At 40.3% G+C, this 18,238-nt stretch carries 9 protein-coding genes; 5 read left to right on the top strand and 4 right to left on the bottom strand.

Features of this window, described 5'->3' with window-relative positions:
* Positions 1-5: 5 nt before the first annotated feature.
* The gene (locus V7K53_RS19800; protein WP_335199190.1) at positions 6-7,859 is read right to left on the bottom strand and encodes a hypothetical protein; all 7,854 of its coding nucleotides are present in this window, start codon (positions 7,857-7,859) and stop codon (positions 6-8) included.
* An 822-nt stretch (positions 7,860-8,681) separates the two neighbouring features.
* Between V7K53_RS19800 and V7K53_RS19795 the strand changes: the two genes are divergently transcribed.
* The gene (locus V7K53_RS19795) at positions 8,682-9,149 is read left to right on the top strand and encodes a hypothetical protein (protein ID WP_335199189.1); all 468 of its coding nucleotides are present in this window, start codon (positions 8,682-8,684) and stop codon (positions 9,147-9,149) included.
* A 640-nt stretch (positions 9,150-9,789) separates the two neighbouring features.
* On the opposite strand, the gene V7K53_RS19790 is transcribed toward V7K53_RS19795, so the two are convergent.
* Both V7K53_RS19790 and V7K53_RS19785 read right to left on the bottom strand, forming a co-directional pair.
* Positions 9,790-11,325, bottom strand: coding sequence for a relaxase/mobilization nuclease domain-containing protein (locus V7K53_RS19790; RefSeq protein ID WP_335199188.1), 1,536 nt, complete (start codon positions 11,323-11,325; stop codon positions 9,790-9,792).
* 42 nt (positions 11,326-11,367) lie between these two features.
* A complete protein-coding gene (locus V7K53_RS19785; protein WP_335199187.1) occupies positions 11,368-11,724 on the bottom strand; it encodes a plasmid mobilization protein in 357 nt (118 codons plus the stop codon).
* 946 nt (positions 11,725-12,670) lie between these two features.
* Between V7K53_RS19785 and V7K53_RS19780 the strand changes: the two genes are divergently transcribed.
* Positions 12,671-13,249, top strand: a complete 579-nt coding sequence (locus tag V7K53_RS19780; protein WP_335199185.1) for a hypothetical protein — start codon at positions 12,671-12,673, stop codon at positions 13,247-13,249.
* A gap of 238 nt (positions 13,250-13,487) precedes the next feature.
* Here V7K53_RS19780 and V7K53_RS19775 read toward each other — a convergent pair whose 3' ends face one another.
* Entirely contained in the window at positions 13,488-13,631 is a 144-nt protein-coding gene (locus V7K53_RS19775) for a hypothetical protein (protein WP_335199183.1), read from the bottom strand.
* 578 nt (positions 13,632-14,209) lie between these two features.
* On the opposite strand from V7K53_RS19775, the gene V7K53_RS19770 reads away from it, so the two are divergent.
* The 3 genes from V7K53_RS19770 (at position 14,210) to V7K53_RS19760 (ending at position 18,096) form a co-directional block, all read left to right on the top strand.
* Entirely contained in the window at positions 14,210-15,445 is a 1,236-nt protein-coding gene (locus V7K53_RS19770) for a ParM/StbA family protein (RefSeq protein WP_335199181.1), read from the top strand.
* A gap of 692 nt (positions 15,446-16,137) precedes the next feature.
* Positions 16,138-16,941 carry a ParA family protein gene (locus tag V7K53_RS19765; RefSeq protein ID WP_109013390.1) on the top strand — a complete coding sequence of 268 codons (804 nt, stop codon included), beginning with the start codon at positions 16,138-16,140 and terminating at the stop codon, positions 16,939-16,941.
* Positions 16,942-16,944: 3 nt separating this feature from the next.
* Positions 16,945-18,096: a ParB/RepB/Spo0J family partition protein gene (locus V7K53_RS19760; RefSeq protein WP_335199179.1), complete on the top strand. Its 1,152-nt coding sequence runs from the start codon at positions 16,945-16,947 to the stop codon at positions 18,094-18,096.
* Positions 18,097-18,238: the final 142 nt, after the last annotated feature.

Below are 18,238 nucleotides of genomic sequence, written 5' to 3'. Positions count from 1 at the left end.
TAAAATTACCTCTCCACTAAATCTTTTTTGACATCTTTGAGAGCATTATTGATACGGAAATTCATGAGTTGAAAATCTTGTAATGTTTCATCACTGATGTTACTTACTTGGGTTTTCCCTTCTTTAACATATAATAATACGTTGTTATTTTTATCTTTAACTAAGTAAATTTTGTCTTGGGCTTTTGTAGCAATTTGGTATTTTTCTGTTTGTACTGACATAATGCCATTGATATCTTCCTGTCCAATGACTTTAACTAAACTTTGGGCAAGACTGGTCATTTCATTAATTTTTTCTAGCTCCTTAATATCTTGCTCCATTGCCTTAAAAGCTTTCTCAAGACTGATATTTTCTTTGATGTATAAATCAGTTACCTCCTGAATTCTATTGAGATATGTTTCTGATTTACCGAGCTTTTCAGCTGCTACATACCAGTCTTGAAGATTTTGCATTGTATTAGCTTTCATCCGCTCGATAATGCTATCCATCGCTCCAACCTGCTGCATTCTGTGTTGAGAAGGTGAGGCGAGTGCTTGGTCAATATTTGGTTGTTGACTTTGTTGTGGAGATAAAATGCTCTTGTCTTTAGCAAGAAATGAGTTATGTGATACTTGTGTATTGGAAGAAATGGTGTTGGTACTAATTAGGGCATTTTCTACAGAATTAAATACAGCGTATCCTTGGGAAGTTTGTTCTACCTTGTACCCTTTTTCTTGAAGGTAATTTTGAACTAATTGGTCACTTCCTTGTGCATTTCCGACTATGAAAGAGCTTTTGGCTTCAATTGCCTTATCAAGCAAGGGTTTATAGTGATTTTCAAATGTTTGGGCAATTTGCTCGCTTGTTACTCCACGCCACGGGCCAGATCCGGACACCATAATGATGTCTTCTTTTGAGTAATTTCCTGTGTTGGCGCGTTCTCCCCATGCTTGCTCGTAATTACGGGTGCTTGAAGGTGTTTCAGGTGGCGCAGCTGATTTACCGATAAACTGGGTAGCTATTTGTGCCATCGCAATATCTTTTTTCATGTGTTCAGCGACGGCGGCGTTTATAGGTTCGAGTTGGGATAGTGGATTTGTTAGCGGACGATCAGTCTGTTCGGATTTTTCCTGCTGAGTTTTTGCTGTAGTTTGTTGTGACTTTTCAACTACATTGGTGTATGCTTCGCTGAGGGCTTGAATAAATGCGGATTCTTTACCCTTATCCTCCCATTGTTTATCCTGGGCGTTAGTTATGTTGGTGAGGCAGTGCGTTGTGGAGGACAGTCGCGTGGGCGGGTTTCCCGACTTGAGCGAACTGTCCGTTGGGGTTCCCCCCGTTGTAGCAATTGCCGTACAGTTTTCCAGCCACTCACTTCCTCCGCGTTTGGCGATCGCCTCAGTTAGCCGGGGGTGTTGTTCCAGTTTAGCCTGAAGCACTTCTACCATTAGCTTGTATTCATCAGCCGATGGATGCAACTGCTTTTGGTGGTTAAATGCGTGTTCGGCGGATGCGTATGCTACTCCTTCAGGTTTTTGGACATGGGTTTCTACTCCATACTGCCCAGCAGGGGCTTCTGGATTATTATTGACTGAAACTTGGTAATCGTTTTGCAGCTTGCCTTGTTCTTTTGCGAGTGCAGTGGCAAGACTGAGTGCTACTCCAAGCCCATCTTTGGAGTCGGGACTGATATTTACTGGAGTTGCAGGTTGTTTTTGAATGGTTGGGAACGGAACAATTTTGCCATTGACATAATCCCCTAGCGGCTCCATGAATAAGCCATATACCTGACTCTTACTCGCCTGGGTTTGGGTAAGTTCTTTAGATGAATGTTTTTCCCATTTCGCCCAGGCTTGCTGGTAACTTGGATCTTGAATCATTTGGGTGGTAATTTTGTACTGCTTACCCACCCGGAAAGCAACTTGCTCGCAGTTTTTACCTTGAGCGATCGCAATATCTCCCTGTTTGATACCATAAGTTTTTTGGTAGTCTACACCTCTGGTGGTGTGTATCCTACCGTGTCCGCGCATGGCATCGATAGTTGTATCAGCTGGTACTTTGGAAGGTTCGCCATGCAGATGCAGCGAATAAACCATTGGTACTGGTTTTCCAGATATAGTCGGGTTGTCTGGAATCTGAGGGTTAGTAGCGCGTGTGGCAGTGGAATTCCCGATAGCGATAATTTCTTCTACAGTTGGTTGGTTTAAAGGGTGTGAGGATATGTTTCGAGTGACTTCTCTGAGGCTTGTATAGCTACGTTCTACTTTAATTTCTCCCCCAGGTGTCCACTCGTTAGTTTTGATGGTGAGGTCGCTGTTGCTTTGGACTACTGCAAGAGGAGGTTGGTTTGAGGCGAGGAAGTTCTCAAATTTTTGGCGAACGCTGTTTTCTCTGCCCAGGTCATTTTTAATTGACCAGATGTTGATAGACCATCTGCCAGCCTCAGTATTGAGGGCAGCGTGTTCATTCTTGCAGTTAAAGCGGGTTACTGTACCCGACTCAAGTTTAAACTCTTGGTATGGTGCGTCCTGATTCTCCTCCCTAGTCCATGCCATTCGTTCCTTAGCAGCGCGATACCCCCAATCAGAATTTCCGATATTAATGCTGCGGGCTTCCGTCGCGGCGTAGGAGTCATCGCGGTGGTAGTTGATGCCAGCGCCGGGATTTTTGGAATAAGTTACCAGCACAATATCAGCGTCAGGATATACTTGTTTAACAAGTTTCATTAACTTATCGTCCTGTACCCCTGGCTTGAAGTCTTTATCCTTCAAATCCCATTTTGCACCGACCCATGCGACTTGTCGTCCTAGTGCGTAGTTGGATTTATCGTTTTGAAGTATAGGTTTGAAGTGGGTTTCAAGGTGCGATCGCAATTGTTCTACTTTTTCCTCGCTTACCTTACCCAATATTTCGATAGCTTTTGTTTGATCGGCTTGACGCGAGTTTGGTAGTAATATTGCTTGGTTTTTAGTTTCTATTTTTGTGTTTTTTGATACTTGTACTTCAACTGAGTTTTGATAAATTTGTGAAATTCCTGCAACTGTGGCATTAATACTTGATTGAATGTTAGTTATATTCTTTTCTGGTACAGCTTTCGCAGGAATAATTGGTACTGGAGAATCTTCTTGATTAAGCTCTCTGGGGCGGTTAGGTAGTGCTTGTAGAGCTTTTTTGTACTCACTATTTTCCGGAATTTGGTTTAATTCTAAACGACTACCTTCAGCCGCAACTTTTTGATTTAACTCTGCACTAAGTTGTTCGTAACGGTCAAATCCATCAACTTCACCGATATTAATCGGTTCTCCAAGTAAACTATTTAATTCTTTGTTTATTTCTTCAAAAATTTCATTTTTATTAAAAATAAATCTAGCTATGTTGCTCTCAATAAAATAATGTTTTTCAGTAGATTTTGATTCTAGCCAAGTGGCTACAGCGATCGCGTCTTGTGCGGGAACAACTAATCCGAGAGCTTCTTTAGTTTCTAAGAGCGATCCATCTGGAGAACTATATTGTTGGTTTGGGTTATAAAAATATACAGTTTGTTCTGGAATGATTGGAGGGATTTGTGACGGTGTATCTGCACTCTTGATATTACCACCAGCCCGGTCAATAAAGGTTTGTTTTAGTTCGTTACTAATGGTACTTTCATCGAGTACGAATACAGTCATACCTTTTTTGGCTTCTAACCGAGCTTGTGATCCGGGAAGCTGTTCGTATGATACTCCTACTTTTTCTAGATACTTTTTGGTTTTTTCGGCTATATTTTCATCAACTGCTAATCCTAAAAGCCCTACTAATTTTTGTTCTTTATCTTGGAATAGGATTGTAGGACGTTCGTTAATTTTACCGAGTATTTGGCTGCGTTTTTGTTGCTGTTCGTTTCTCACAGGCTGCTCATTACTTATAAGCTGGCTGCGCTTAACCCATTTGTCGGGATACTCTACTGTTTCTGGATTAATAGTTATTTTACAGGTACTTTCATTACTGGTAATCTGTACAGGGATACTAGTTCGCTGTTGGTTTAAGCGAATAATACCCGTATCAATTAGTTTTTGTACAGTGCTACTTTCTTTCCTTTGCCACTGTCTTTGTACATTCTCTCTATTTAACTCGGTTTCGAGGCGTTCAGTATGCTGACCAATAATGCCGAGTGATTGTTCACCAACTTTAGCAATATAAACGTGCTTTTTATCAAATGCTCTAACTAAAGTTTCTTTAAATGCTTGGTTGCTAATCTCCTGTTTTTTGTACTTTGGATTAGTAATATTAATTCGTAAAAAATTTCCCTTAGATGTCTCTGCTATCGCATAGGCATTTTGTCCGGTGATGATGGTTTGAATTTTAAGCTGTAACTGTTGCCCATTACCGGATTTTTCTGCTAGCCAACCTTCAGCAATACCCTCTTTGATTGATTCCTTATCAATGTTGCCTAGTTTTTCAGGTTTATTACCATTTTGAAGATAAATGCTATAGTCTTCACGAATAAGATCAACCTTTTCAATTGTTAACATTACAGGTTCATTATTAAACCTTTGGGAATTTCCAAACTTATTAACTTCACCTACTTTGAAGGTAAGTTCTAGTAGTCCGGGTACTTTGGTTGTAACAGAGGTGGTATATACTTCACCTTTTTCAATGCTGGCAATAGCAGTAGTACCAATTGGTAGTCGGGCGTTACTTTGTTCTATATTTCCAAATGTTTCATAATTACCTTCATGATTCTGGAGTTCAATGACACTTTTTCCATCTTCAGCTAGATTAAATCGAATATTTTGAGGTTTATTCTCATGAAATAATTCACTACTACGGTCGAACCCAGTGATACTAAACTCGTTAAATCTGAGTGTGTTTAACTGACTGATAATCTCTTCAGGAAAGGCAGCAAAGGCGAAATTAGAAACTTTCTTTTGGTAATCGCTACTTTTATCATTATTGATTTCACGAGTAGTTGATACTGCCCAGGTAGCAGCTGCCATTGCAATCTTTTGTCCTTCTGGAATTGAATTGTAAAATTCTTCTGCTATTTGGTAGGCTTTTTGGTAAAGAAGTTTAATTTGACCTTCGCTTAGTTCAGCTTGGAAGGCTATTTTGTTAGACGTTACTTCCTGTCCAAGTGCAATTCCTATCTCTTCGGCTTTATTTTCTTGCTCCTTAGCAAGTGTTCCTAATGCCCTAAACTTGGGTTTGCTGTTCTCAGTTTCATCGTTAATTTGGGCATAAACTACATATTTATGTGGGTGGTTACTGTTGCGCTTGTCCTCAGATATTTCTGATAGCTTGATTGTAATTTTATTAGCTTTCCAGATAAATTCGTTGTCATACTGTAAAAGGTTAGTTACACTTACTTGATTGCCGTTAGCAAGGGTAATATTTGCAGACGGCCCTTTTTCAGTTTCTTTTTGTCTAGATAGCTGACTCGCTTGATTAAAGGATTTGTCGAATTCTTTTTTGACAAGAGTAGCTCTTAATCGCTGTTCGTTAGAAAACTTGATACCTTTAAATAAAGCTTGAAATTGGGTAATTTCACGCGATTCGAGACGAGCTTTTTCAAAATACTGGTTGGTTTGAGCAATTAGTAATTCAACAGGCGAGTATCCCGTGGGTTGAATTGTATTGTCAATATAAACATCTTTCTTCTTATCTTTAATATAGTTAACCTCTCGGTGGAGAATCCGACTGTTGTTGCGGATAATTTCCATTTCGGGTTTTTTGGCACTTTTGAAGAGGTCAACTGCAATTTGGTTTTGAAATGCTGCCTCGGCAATCATTTCGCGGTATATCTTGATGTTAGTATTCATTGCCACCAGTGCATTGACCTGGTTTAGGGGTTCTTGCCGAACAGTTTTGATAAACTCTTCCATATAACCGCGATACTTGGTCGGAATTTCCTTCCCTTCAATACCCTTGGATTTTGCCCAGGCTTCTGTTTTAAATAAATCTTCGTAGTGTTTGGCTACCTGCTGTACATACTCAATTTGGTCTTTTTCACTACCAAAGTTTTTCAGGATAGTAATTTCTGACTCTAACGCCTCAATTGAGGTTAGGTGATTGTTGATAACACCCACACTAATACCATCGCTCATGTGTATGGCGATTTCTTCAAATTCCGGCTGACTGCCATCTTCCTGGTAAAAAGATTGTTTTTTGAGTTTAACAGTTGGATCGTAAGCGTTTTCAGGGAGGTTGCGCTCCCTTGCCTCGGCAGTGAGGTTTGGATACTTGCTTGCCCGCTCAAAGCCAATACAATCACCATCGTAGTCGCGTGCCTGTCGCTCTTTTTCGGATTCTTGAGGAAGAATTTCTAGCTCGTAACCAGCCGACTTTAGTTCTAAAATATACTCATTAAATTTGTTGGTAAACTCGATTTTGTCTTTAGTTTCGAGCTTGCTGATATTTTGATCTAAGTAATTTTCAATACCTTCTAATTGGAGATTTTTACTTCGGGCTTCGGGTAGGACAGATTTAATTTGCTCGTTAAGGCGGTTATAAATGCGATCGCTTGTTTCGTCCGAGACAGCGATCGCACCCGCGAGAGGTTGACCATCAGGCCCAAGGATGTCTTCTACAATTTTGTTAGTTGAGACGCACAGACCATTTGAGTTGAGGAAAGGGGAGCGGAAGTTGAGAACTTCTTCCCCGTGTTGATAATGCGGGATGCAGATTTCCCCATTTTGCAGGTCTTTGGAGGGAATGACCATTGCCCGCTCAAATGTGAGCGTCTTGCCGATGGCGATTTCTTTCCACTCGTTTTGGACGAACCGGGCGAGTTCGCGCTGTACTTTCTCAGTTTCAAGAAGTTGACCCTCTCCTTGCAGATCAGCTTTGATAAGTTTGTAAACGAAAGAGTCAGTAGCAACGCGATCGCCTACGGCGGGCGCTCCTGCGCCATCGCGCAAAGTTTCTAACTCTTCTACTACTGTTGGATCTTCTGCTGCTTGTTCTTCAAGAAAAGCTTTCCGTTTCTCGTACTTTTTGCAGTAAAGTTGTGCAAGTTGCCGGGGGTCGTCCTGTACAACATTCAGCTTTTTGGCTTCAAGTTCTAGCTGTTCGGTAAAGTCTTTTAGTCCGTTAGGGAATGAAGCGAGTAACTGCGAGATAGCTGTTTTACCGAGTTCAGATTGTGATTTTTCACCTAGCCAGATATTTTGCCTGTACAGTCCAGGTTGAATTTGGGGCTTGCTTGGCCTATTAGGGTTGTCTTTATCAGTTCCCTTGAATGCAGATAACGGAAGAATTAAGTCAATTTTAGTTGAGTTCTTGGGATCTGAATAATTGAGGATTTGGTCAAGGTTTGCAGGGCGTAGTGTACCTTTGCCAAAGCGGTATTTATTATCATCTCCGTCTTGGTCAGTCCAACCGAAGCGGTGTTGAATTACTCGATATTTATCACCTTTTTGATGCTTAGTTAATTTGTGATATAGGTCTGTGGATATTTGCCCGTAACAGTCTCCTGTTAGCTGATATGCTTGGTCATTACTAATAACGCCGCCATTCTCACCATTATTATCATCGACAATTAGAATATTTAACTCTTTCTTGACAGCATTTTGACATGAACCAAGAAAGATAGACCCGTAAGCACCTCTATCTTTGTTATCAGGGCATAATTGTCTAATTGTATCTAGACATTCTTCCGGCCCATATAACAACCGAGTTTTTGATGATAATAATAATTTATGACCTTCAGGATGATTAATTAATTGTTCCACAATAGACTTTTCGTCCATATGCCCAAACGAAAAGTTTACCCCAGGAAAGAAATGTTCTAGTAAGGTATTATTAAGTTCTTCCTGTAACAGTGAATCTGGATTATTTGTATTACCATCTATATGAATCCATTGATTTAATCTAGTGTCAAAATGTTTAGCTTGAATTGTCATATATGAACAATTAAACTTATAAATTTAAATATAAATTTTTACTTTTTGGCACTAAAATACCCTTAGAGCTTAATTTTACTTTCTCTGTAACGGTAATCTATTCAACAAATTTCTAATTTATACTTGCAATTTATAGGTAATTAAAAAAACTTTATTATAGGGTTTTTACTTAGCTTCTTCTTGATACAGATTTATCCAGCGTGATGTAATAATTTTAGTATGACAAAAAATATACAAGTTTATTGGTTATTTTGTACTTAGTTATAAATCAGTAGTAACTTTTTTAATGTTTACAATTATGGTTGTGTTTGTAGTTTTAGGCAAAATAACAACGTGTTGAAAACTCAATACTAGATAGCATAGAGGCATCACAGTAGGGAGGCGATTAACAACTGATGAGATTGGTATATTCATGTAGATGTTCGGTCGCCCAAAGGTATGCTAGTTGGATTCGTTTCTGGAGTGAGTGTTCAGCGTCTCTCCAGGTTAGCATCAGCAGGATATATCGCAGGCATTGATTACTCTCAAGAAATGAGCCAAAATTTTGGGGTCGCTCTCTGTTCTAGCTATTATTTTTAATTTAATCAACTAGAACTAAGCTGATAGAACTAAGCTGAAGTTGTGCATCGTCTAATCCTAGAGAAACTGTCACTTTGTCCCAAGTATGAGAAAATACGGGCTACAGAGCAGGGGTATCGGGTAGAAGGATATTTTCGAGACGTGCTATGGCTATCTTTTAGTGGCTACTTTTAACTCTGCGATAACTGTAGATATTTCCACAGCGATAATGTATGAGAGTATCCCAACTCGAGAGTGGTTCTTATGACAGAGCAAGAGATATTTGAGCATCTATTCACCATTGCGGATCAATCCAACGACACAGGCGGAGTGGTGAGTTCGTGCTTGGTACGACAAGGAAATATTCTGGCTGAAGGAATCAGTTGTAACGATGGCAAGCATTCTGAATATGTACTTCTGCGTCAGCTCGAACTCTCTGCTATCCCAGTTCTTCCGGACGACATCATATATACAACAGTAGAGCCATGTGGAAAACGCACTCTTGGAGGACCGGGCGAACATATGGGGGACTGTACAACTAACTTGATTCAGGCAGGTGCACGACATGTGGTTTATGCAGCTCCTGATCCAGATGCATCAGATCAAACTCGATACAAGTTCGAGCAAGCCGGTTGCTCGCTCCGTCAAGTAAACGATCCCCACATAATCCGTCAAGCAACCACGCTCTTCAACTCAACAGTAACTTCCACATCAGATGCCTTGCCCCAATGACTATTGCACTCTAGTTTTCAACAGTGTCAGAACATTCCTCCCATAACACACGAGAAATTGGTGCGTGCATTTTTGGTATCAAAACGAGGAAAGATAAAGACAAGTTCCAAAACCCAAAATAAAATCGGTACTTTGCATCTCTGCGTGGTACTTTATGACAGGCTCTAAAGCATTAGGCGTGCATCCATGCAAGACTATGGTTGGTTAAAAATTTGATGGTAGTAATCGAAGTAAATTTTCCCTTTTTGCTGGTTTTATGAGTTGATGGGTATAATTTCATCACTATTGAAAACCCACAGGTTTTGTAATTTAAGCAGTCGCCAGAGTCTACGCCTGGGTATTGCATCATACTGGCACAGTCAAACCCAAGTCCGCATTTTTTCTTAGGCATAGCTTACATCCCTTAGTTCTAGTTACTTTTATAATTTAATATAGCTAGAACAAGGTAGAGTTATTTCCTATGGGGTTATGTGCAAACCCACAGAGATAAACGATATTAGGATTTTTTCACCTGAGTAGGATATAGTTTGTACGAAGTATTCAAATTTGAACACTTCGTACAAACTATAGTAATTCCCAACAGCTTTTTACCCACAGTCGAATAGCACTGTGGATTAAGTTTTCTCTACCAACAGATTTACTATTGCTCAATACCTCTTTGCGATAGCGAAGCGCTGCTGCGAAGCGCAGATCGCAACTTACCCATTAATGCTTCTTGGGTAAAGATACGCAAGCTTTTAATCTGCTCGATTTCGTTTATTGTTAGTCGAGTTGGTATCTCTTCGTACCAGTTTCCCTGACTATAGCAGGTTTGCATCACAGGAGTATTATCACCATGACGATAAACAGTCAGAATATTGCCATCTAAGCTGGCACTCAATTCCCGTCCCTTGATACGGAAATTATTGATAACAAGCATATAGTCAGTGATTGTAGAAGGCAGATGTTTGAGGTTAAAAGGGAGAAGGTTAGGAAAAGGGGGAGTAGGGGAAGATTGCTCTTGCAGGATTTGTTGAGCAGTAGATAGACCGTTTTCTTCTGAAATATCCTGTTGTGGGTGCTGTTCCTTCAGATGCGACTGTACTTTTTTCTTAACCTTATTTGCTTCCGACGTGGGTTTATCTTCTAATTTTGGTTGTATTGTCGAAATTTGATCTGGATAATTATTATTGAGTACTTTCGTACTAGCAAGTATTTTGGAGTTACTATCGGTATCGCCATTACTATCACTTGTACTGTTGCTAGTAGGTTTGTAAGTATATAGGTAATCATTGTTACTTGCAATATTGATATTTATGCGGTTAATTGCTCTGGCTTTAGCTTGTTGAATTACTTCCCTATCTTTCTCTTGGTCGTATGTTATTCCGTATTCAGACAGTAGTTTGTTCCAACTATAGGGTTTGTATACTTGATAACCAGCAATTTTCACATCATTATGGATGTAGGTAAAGCCTAGTAGTTCCTCCCCTCGCATTTTAGGCAATACCCCAATGTTGTTTTCCTCCAAGCGTTGGATGAAGGTGGAGACAGTGGGACTATCCTTGATGGCTTCCCCTATTGCTTGGCGAATAATTTCCTTACTTGTTGGGGTTTTGTGCTTACTATTGACTGCTCTAATACTTTTCGAGCGGTTAGGACTGGTGAGTGCAGTTATGCCATACTCTTGCTGTAACTTAGAGGCGACGGCTTCATTCGTTGTCGGTGTCACCTCTAACCCTAGTTCCGCCGCGATGCGTCTAGTTGAGACTTGGGAGTTGAAATAATCATAGGAATCATTAACTAAACTGCCATCTAACCGAATTCGGGAGGCGATTATATGCAGGTGTTCGTGGTTGCGATCGTGGTGGCGTACTGCAACGAACTGACTCGTAGCTGCTACTGATGATTCTTCCTTGGGTAAGTATCCCATATCTTTGAGATATTCCCTTGCTACATAGCTGTACTGACTGTCTGATAAATGCTCATGATAGTTGTGGCGGTGTGCTATCGAGATAATGAGGTGGGCACACTGCCGTTTAACTGCTTTTTTGGTGTACTTGATGTTGAGAAACTGCTGGTTGAATTCATCTGGGTTTGTTCCCATCATATTAGTATCGACAATCCCAGCATTATCTTTCCCCAAGACATACTTGAGCGTGTCGAGAAAATTCGGTTTTTTATAGATGACGGGAATCAAATTGAGGGAGTTGAAAGTGGGGGATATAGAACCTGTAATGCCTTATGTATCTTGGCTTGAGGGTGATTTATCTAGAACGTCTAGGTTAAATGCAGCTGCGATGGTCTTATCTACGAGTGCGATCGCATTATTGACAGTATCCAAAATTTGCTGGTTGTTTGTTTCCTTTGCTAAGTGAGATAACATCATCAGTTCGCTTTTGAGGTTTCCAGCAGTAGCGCGGATAGTTATCAAGTCGGCAGATGGTTTTGCCGTTAGTACCCGCCTTAACCCACAGGAACGTAAATACTCAGATGCAGTTACCCCTGTGGCGATCGCTTTTTCCTCAATGGTAGTTTTCTCTTGCTCAAAGAGGTATACCTTGATAGATTTGGTTCGCTTTATGGAATTACTTACCATATCTTCTTTCACTGCGGGACTGAGTGGGCATAGTTAGAGACTGCACTGAGGGACTTGGGGATAACCGGAAATCTGACAACAGTGTGTGGTTTCAATTGCGGACAATATCGCTGCTATTTTTGGTATAAACTATACTGCATTTAGATGCCGACAGTGAGAGTACTGTAACTATTTGATACAAATACCATGAGGTTAATATCTTGGGTTCATCTTGTAACTGACACTGAAGCCCTAAACCTTATTGTTAATTCTGCAATTGCTGGGATGTAGTGATTGTAGGGATTATATGGCTATGTTGCCAGCGTGCGAACCGACAGGTCGGCGCTTCTGGAGCAGACGCTCCGCGAACGCTATCGCGTAGTGGGTACTATCCATCATCGTGGATTCAATTATACGTAATTACAGTTATTTATAGGTATTATTTTTTTAATCTGTTTATTTATCAAACAGTAAATATAGGACAAAAGTAGTATTGTGTGCTACAAAAGAAGACGGTTGGTATTAAAGGACTGTCAATTAATCTAGTTTATTGATAATAACCTTAGTGATAAAATGACCCTACTAAACATACCTTGTTTTAGTTACAGGACTGTACGGCGACAGCAATAGTCTGTTGTGGAGTGCAACTGTAGTAAATCAGATACAGAGCGGATTGTGGGGTTCTATCCTAAGTCGATTAACTTCGACGTAATGCTGAAATAATTGGGTTAATTTGCCCTCAGAATACCTCAATTATGGGGATTGTTAGAGTTTATTTTTCAGTTAATTATTTATTTTGATTGACAAAAATCAAACCCAATTTCACTTAATTGGGGTAATTAGTGTGTGAATTGGGGTAGTTCGGAGTAAATACGGGGGTGAGTTTTCCCACTGTATGGTTAAAGTAAGAGTATTGACAAATAGCTTACTGAGAAGCTTGATTTGCACGTTATATAGAAAAGAAGTTATGGCGAGAGCTAGTAAGCCAGCTGATTCGGTTGAGTTGGCGCGTATCATGCGGAATAAAGATATGGAGGACGGTATAGTAATTAGCTATCTCCAGTCAAAGAAGCGAGGGCAAACTGAGTTAGTATGTGAGGCGCTGCGGGCGTATTACCTACCATTTGCGCTATCTGCTGCGGGGGTATCTGGTGTTGAATTGCAGTCAGCCCTTCATGATGCGATCGCGCAACTTGAAGTTCAGATAATTAAGATGAAACGGACGTTTGGGATGGAGGGGTTGCCCCAGATAGTTCTTGTTAATCCTCATAGTGGAGTTTTCTCGCAAGGTGCAATTGGCTTACAACCAACAGTTGGAACTAATGGCGTGGAAATAACTCCTATTTCAGCTAATTCGGTTCCCCCTTCAGTTTCTTTTTTTGATTCCACTGGGCCAAGTCCTGTGTCGTTACCTGTTACGGCAGAACCAATCGGATCAAATGTTTTGGGAGAAGATTCCGAAGATGATGAGTTCTTTAATGATGACGAGGATGACCCAATTGCTAAGGCAGAAATAGAAGTTGATGCAGGATTTCGTTTGGAGTGAGGGGATTATGAGGAATGGGTGGTTAAGTGTTGGAGAAAAGCGTACTCTCTGCCTTTGCTTGTGATACTTGTGTAAGTCCTGTGCTTGTCCTGTTTGTCGTTGTGGGCAATATCTCCTGGAGTGCGATCGCCTGGCGCTGTTGTTAGGAGATGCTTTTCACCTCTCCATTGGGCGCATTTAGAAGGAGTTTTTCCTCAAGCACCTGCACTGCATTCCTCAAAGTTTCTATGAAACCATTTCAGCCATACATTTGGTCAAAACCTTTGGTCGAGGGCATCAACAGTATTTGACCGAACTGGAAAGGCGATCGCATTCTAGTTTTAGAGGTGCGATCGCCTGGAATAATCACTTCATATATCTCATCTGTAAAAGCTACAATCAAAAATTTGACAGCAAAACAAATGTGTAATTAACCCCATTTGACATACCTTGTTATTGACCAAGACTGCACAATTACGATACTTTTTACTGGGGTAATTGCGGGGATGATTGAGGTAATACGGGGTGTGATGATGACAATCGCATTGTTTTAATTACAGGCAAAAAGCTAATTTTGTTTAATAATCAACTTTTAGTTGATACAGAATTTGGGTGTGATTGGGGTAATTTAGTCATAATTTAGGAGGTGTTTTGATCATCGGGTATTAAAGCAGTTTTTAGTACATGAGTATACTTAGAATCTACGGTTTAGATTTGGTATTAGTGCTATGGAGTTACTTCAATTAGCCCCGTGGAAATTTGAACTTGTTTGCTGGCAGTTTGCAGTGGACTTTCTACTCAATGGAGTTGAGTATGAATGCTATAGCGCCATCGAAGAACATCGCCGTAATAGTTTTTTCTCTACGCACTTTCTATGTAAAAAAGCTGTTAAACCCTGTAAAGAAAGTGTTTTACACCACAGTATTTTTCCCATTTCGGTTAAATTGGGAATGATAGTAAAAGGTAATAAAAGATCAAGATATGCCCAAAACTAAGGAGAAAACAGACGTAAAAAAGGTAGTAATTACGATTGACATGGGTGCAAGTAAAACCAAGGCGATCGTTCAAGAGTATCCAGAGGGAAAGCCTGTTGTTTTACTTTTCGACTCAGAAGTAGCAGATATTGCTAAAGCTTCGATTGAGAGCGTTCAACAAGAAGGTAGTCCTGAATCTCGTACTTGGGTAGGAATAGGCGATGAGTATTGCGCCTTGGGAGAGCTTGCCCGTCGTCGCTTTGGGGGTATATCGCAGCTGAAGGAGCTAAAGTACGAACTAGCAGTCCCTAAAATTTGTGGTGCATTTTGGCTGGCTAAGGAGAAGTTGAACCTGGGTAATGATGTTGCAGCTTACTTGAGCATCCTGCTACCGCCTGGTGAAGTGCAAGACAAAGAACAGTTACAAGTTCGGTTGAAGGATGCGTTTCGAGGATTTGATACACCAGCAGGTAAGATGCGGGTGAAAATGCTTCGTTATGATGCAGCTTCTGAGGGTAGTGGGATATTTTTTCACCGTAGGCGATCGCTTGGCGATAACATGCCTGCTTCGATGTATGTGATGCTTGGTTATCGCAACGCAAGTATTTTCACCTTCCGCAGTGGTTCAATTGGTACGGGAATAACCAGTAATTTTGGTATGTCTTGGCTGATGAATAATTTTACTTCCAAGACATCGGGACTAAGCCCTGATAATCCCAATATTATCGAGGTGTTGGTAGAAGCTGGGGTTAGTTGTGACTCCCAGGTGATGCAGAAACTCTCACGCAAGCGCAAAGGTGATGAAATTCAACTTGATGGCGAATTGATGTCCAAGGCTTTATTGCTTGCTAGAGATGAATATTGGCGTGCGATCGTCAGATGGTTGCGCTCAAAGATGGATGATGATATTGAAGAACTGGTGTTTTGCGGAGGGACTGCGGATTATATTCGTCCAGAAATAGACGCTTACTTCCACAAAGAGGGGATTAAGGTATCTTGGCACGGTAATATTTTTATACCTGATGAGATATCTTCCGGTATTGGCAATCGGATGGCGGATGTCTGGGCGCTCTACCAATATATGATTATTCAGTTTGATGAGTTGACTGGTTATACCCGCTCTGAGGTTGTACTGCTAACTAAATCCGCTGAAGGTAGTACAGATGAAGAAGTTAAACGTAAGTATAATTTTACGCCTTGTGAGCGACCTAGTACCTTTATTGCTGTGAACGAGAATGTTTGATTAGCTCAGAAAAAGTAGTGTAGTTACAAGGACTGCAACTACACTTCTGGGATGCTTTTTACGTAACTTCTCAATAACCACTGCATGAATGAGCCGATTACTCGTGGTTAGGTGAGAATAGCTAGTTCTAGGGGGATTGAAAATAATTCCTTGTTGGCAGCGCCCCTTTCTATAATGACATCAGGTAGATAGACAGTATTGTTATCCCGCTTCAATCGAGTACACTTTGAACAAAGACTGTTGTTCAGCGTAGAATCTTCATGGCAAGGTGGTTATATTATGTCAACAGAAGATTTTTCTTCTCAATAAGCTCAAAAAAGTCGCATTAATAGCTGCTGGTTGACACAGCTTTAAAGGTTGAAATCACATTAGAATTATGCCGTTGGTTTTTATACTCAATAACCAGCTTGCACAAAGGCAATAATGCTTTCCTACGGAACTATTAGATTGAGCAAGTGCTGAGTGAATATCTCTTGGACGGGGTATATTTCTTTTTGTGTACAATTCCACAATAGGCAATCTGTGTAGCTAGGTCGATATTACTTGCAGTCAACCTCTGTGTTGATAGCAATCCTTGTTAGAGAAATCAGAAAAATGATATAACATTATCTCAAAATTCTTCGCCCAAACTGATATAACGTTATCTCATGACTGGGAGTCGGAAATATAGTAATCAAGAAAGAGAAAAAATTATGCCTGCCAATTTGACCCTTTCGATTGAGACAAACGCTGGAGGAGTGGCGAAAAGTACTATTTCATACAATCTTGCGTATGAATTGGGTGTTCGTGGCTATTCAGTGGCACTATTAGACATCGATCCTAACGAATCATTGACATTATTTTGCGGATTAGGAGAATTTAAAACACAGGGAACAATGGCTAATGTTTACCATCCAGACTTTAATGGGAACTGGCCTTTAGTTACAGCTTGGCAAGGTAAGATTGACAAAATTCAAGTTTGTAAAGGCGGAAAAGAATTACACGAAACAATTCGGGAAGTTTCAAAGGATCTGCGTGGAGCTTATACTCTTGCAGATCGGTTGAGTGATTATCCCTTATCTCACGATTTTGTAATTATCGATTGTCCTGCAACATTGGAGCCTTTACCACTGACTGCTCTTGCAGCTTCTAGCCACGTGTTAATTCCCATTCAACCTGAATACAAGGCTTCTCAAAGTGCTGCGGCGATGATTGAGTGGTACTATTTCAACTGCAAGCGGCTGAGATTGAAACCGACTCCGAAAATATTAGGTATAGTTCCTACTCGTTGGAAAAGTGATTGGGGAGCGCATAGAAGTATTGTTGAGGAACTTCCCCTAGTCTGTAAAAATTTGGGAATTCAGTACTTTAGCCCAATTCGAGAATCAGCTGATATTCTTAATGCTTCTGGTAGAGGGCTACCTCTGGGAATTTACAGACCGGGCAAAGAGGCAAGAGGAGATTTTCTGCCAATTGTTGATGCACTAGTTAACGAACTTAAGCTAATAAGAGGTTAATCGATGACAAAATTAAATAAACCGAGTGTACTTGGAATGTTTGCTTCTGCTGCTGATTCACAACAGATATTTGAGCTTGAAGAACGAGTAGAAGATTTACAGGCAGAGATTACAAGATTAAAAGATGAACAAGCACAGGGAAAGCTTGCTGAAGAAGAACGTACAGTTCTCAATCAAACTATTGAAGACCTACGAGAACATTTGAAAGCATCTGGGATTTTTAAAATTCACTATAGTGAAATAAAACCCAATCCCAAACAAGCAAGGCAAACATTTACTTCGGATAGTATTCGGAGTATGGCTGTTTCCATTAGAGAAGAAGGGCAACAACAGCCGATTATTTTACTACCAGGAAATCTCATTTTTGATGGAGAACGGAGATGGAGATCCGTTGCAGAAGAGTTACAGCCAGAAATTGAAACACTGGATGCAGTGATGCTTCAGAAAGAACTTTCTGAAGAGGAATTACATGCACGCACTTTATTAACTAGTCTTCACCGAGAAAGCTTGAATGAGCTAGATTTAGCCGAAGGTTTGATTCAACAGGCTAAGTTAGCTTTGGAATTTGAACAGGAAGAAGTAGTTAGAGCACTTAGGAGAGCAATAGCTAGATTAAACGCAAAAAAACTTTTGCCCCAATTAACTGAATTGGTTATTTTAACTAGAAAAGAGCAGTCAGAAGGCATTAAAGCATTTAATTTAGACGAAATAGAACAAAGTATTCTTCTGTTGTTATTACGTTTTCAACAAAATCCAGCATCAGTAGATGCAAATGTCTTTCCTTGCTTACGGCTTTCAGAAGACTTAAAAATTGCGATTAGACAATTAGGACTTGGTGCAAACCACGCCCGATCGCTCCAAAAACTAAATTCTAAAAATTTAAAAATTGAAGAAACTAAAGCTTTTAAAATCCGACAAGATGCTACATCACAAGTTTTGCAAGAAAGGCTAACAGTCGCTCAAACTCGTTTGCTAGTTGCCCAAACTATTGCTGAACATGCTCCTGAAACAAAACCTAAACCAAGTCACCAAATCAGTTCTCTAATTCGAGATGTCTCAGCAACTAAGGTCGAAGATATCCAGCAAGAGCAACTGAGAGATTTATTGGCTGTATTAGAAGCTAAGGCAAAAGAGATTCGGAAAAAGTTGGACTAATACTATCTCGTCCGACTTAGTTCACTGAATCGGAGATGTCCATGTAATCTATAGAACCCATTTGACATCTTTTACTGTGTTGAAGTAAAGTGAGCGCAAAAGTTGTATAAAGTAGTAATGCCATACTCTAGCAGCCTCACAG

The sequence above is a fragment of the Nostoc sp. genome (genome assembly GCF_036917355.1).
Taxonomy (GTDB): domain Bacteria; phylum Cyanobacteriota; class Cyanobacteriia; order Cyanobacteriales; family Nostocaceae; genus Nostoc.
This window is presented reverse-complemented; position numbering and strand designations above follow the sequence as displayed.

Bases quoted from the DNA above. Each gene is read 5' to 3' on its own strand.
- V7K53_RS19800 (WP_335199190.1), bottom strand. From the start codon at position 7,859: ATGACAATTCAAGCTAAACATTTTGACACTAGATTAAATCAATGGATT.
- V7K53_RS19785 (WP_335199187.1), bottom strand. From the start codon at position 11,724: ATGGTAAGTAATTCCATAAAGCGAACCAAATCTATCAAGGTATACCTC.
- V7K53_RS19780 (WP_335199185.1), top strand. From the start codon at position 12,671: ATGGCGAGAGCTAGTAAGCCAGCTGATTCGGTTGAGTTGGCGCGTATC.
- V7K53_RS19765 (WP_109013390.1), top strand. From the start codon at position 16,138: ATGCCTGCCAATTTGACCCTTTCGATTGAGACAAACGCTGGAGGAGTG.
- V7K53_RS19770 (WP_335199181.1), top strand. From the start codon at position 14,210: ATGCCCAAAACTAAGGAGAAAACAGACGTAAAAAAGGTAGTAATTACG.
- V7K53_RS19760 (WP_335199179.1), top strand. From the start codon at position 16,945: ATGACAAAATTAAATAAACCGAGTGTACTTGGAATGTTTGCTTCTGCT.
- V7K53_RS19795 (WP_335199189.1), top strand. From the start codon at position 8,682: ATGACAGAGCAAGAGATATTTGAGCATCTATTCACCATTGCGGATCAA.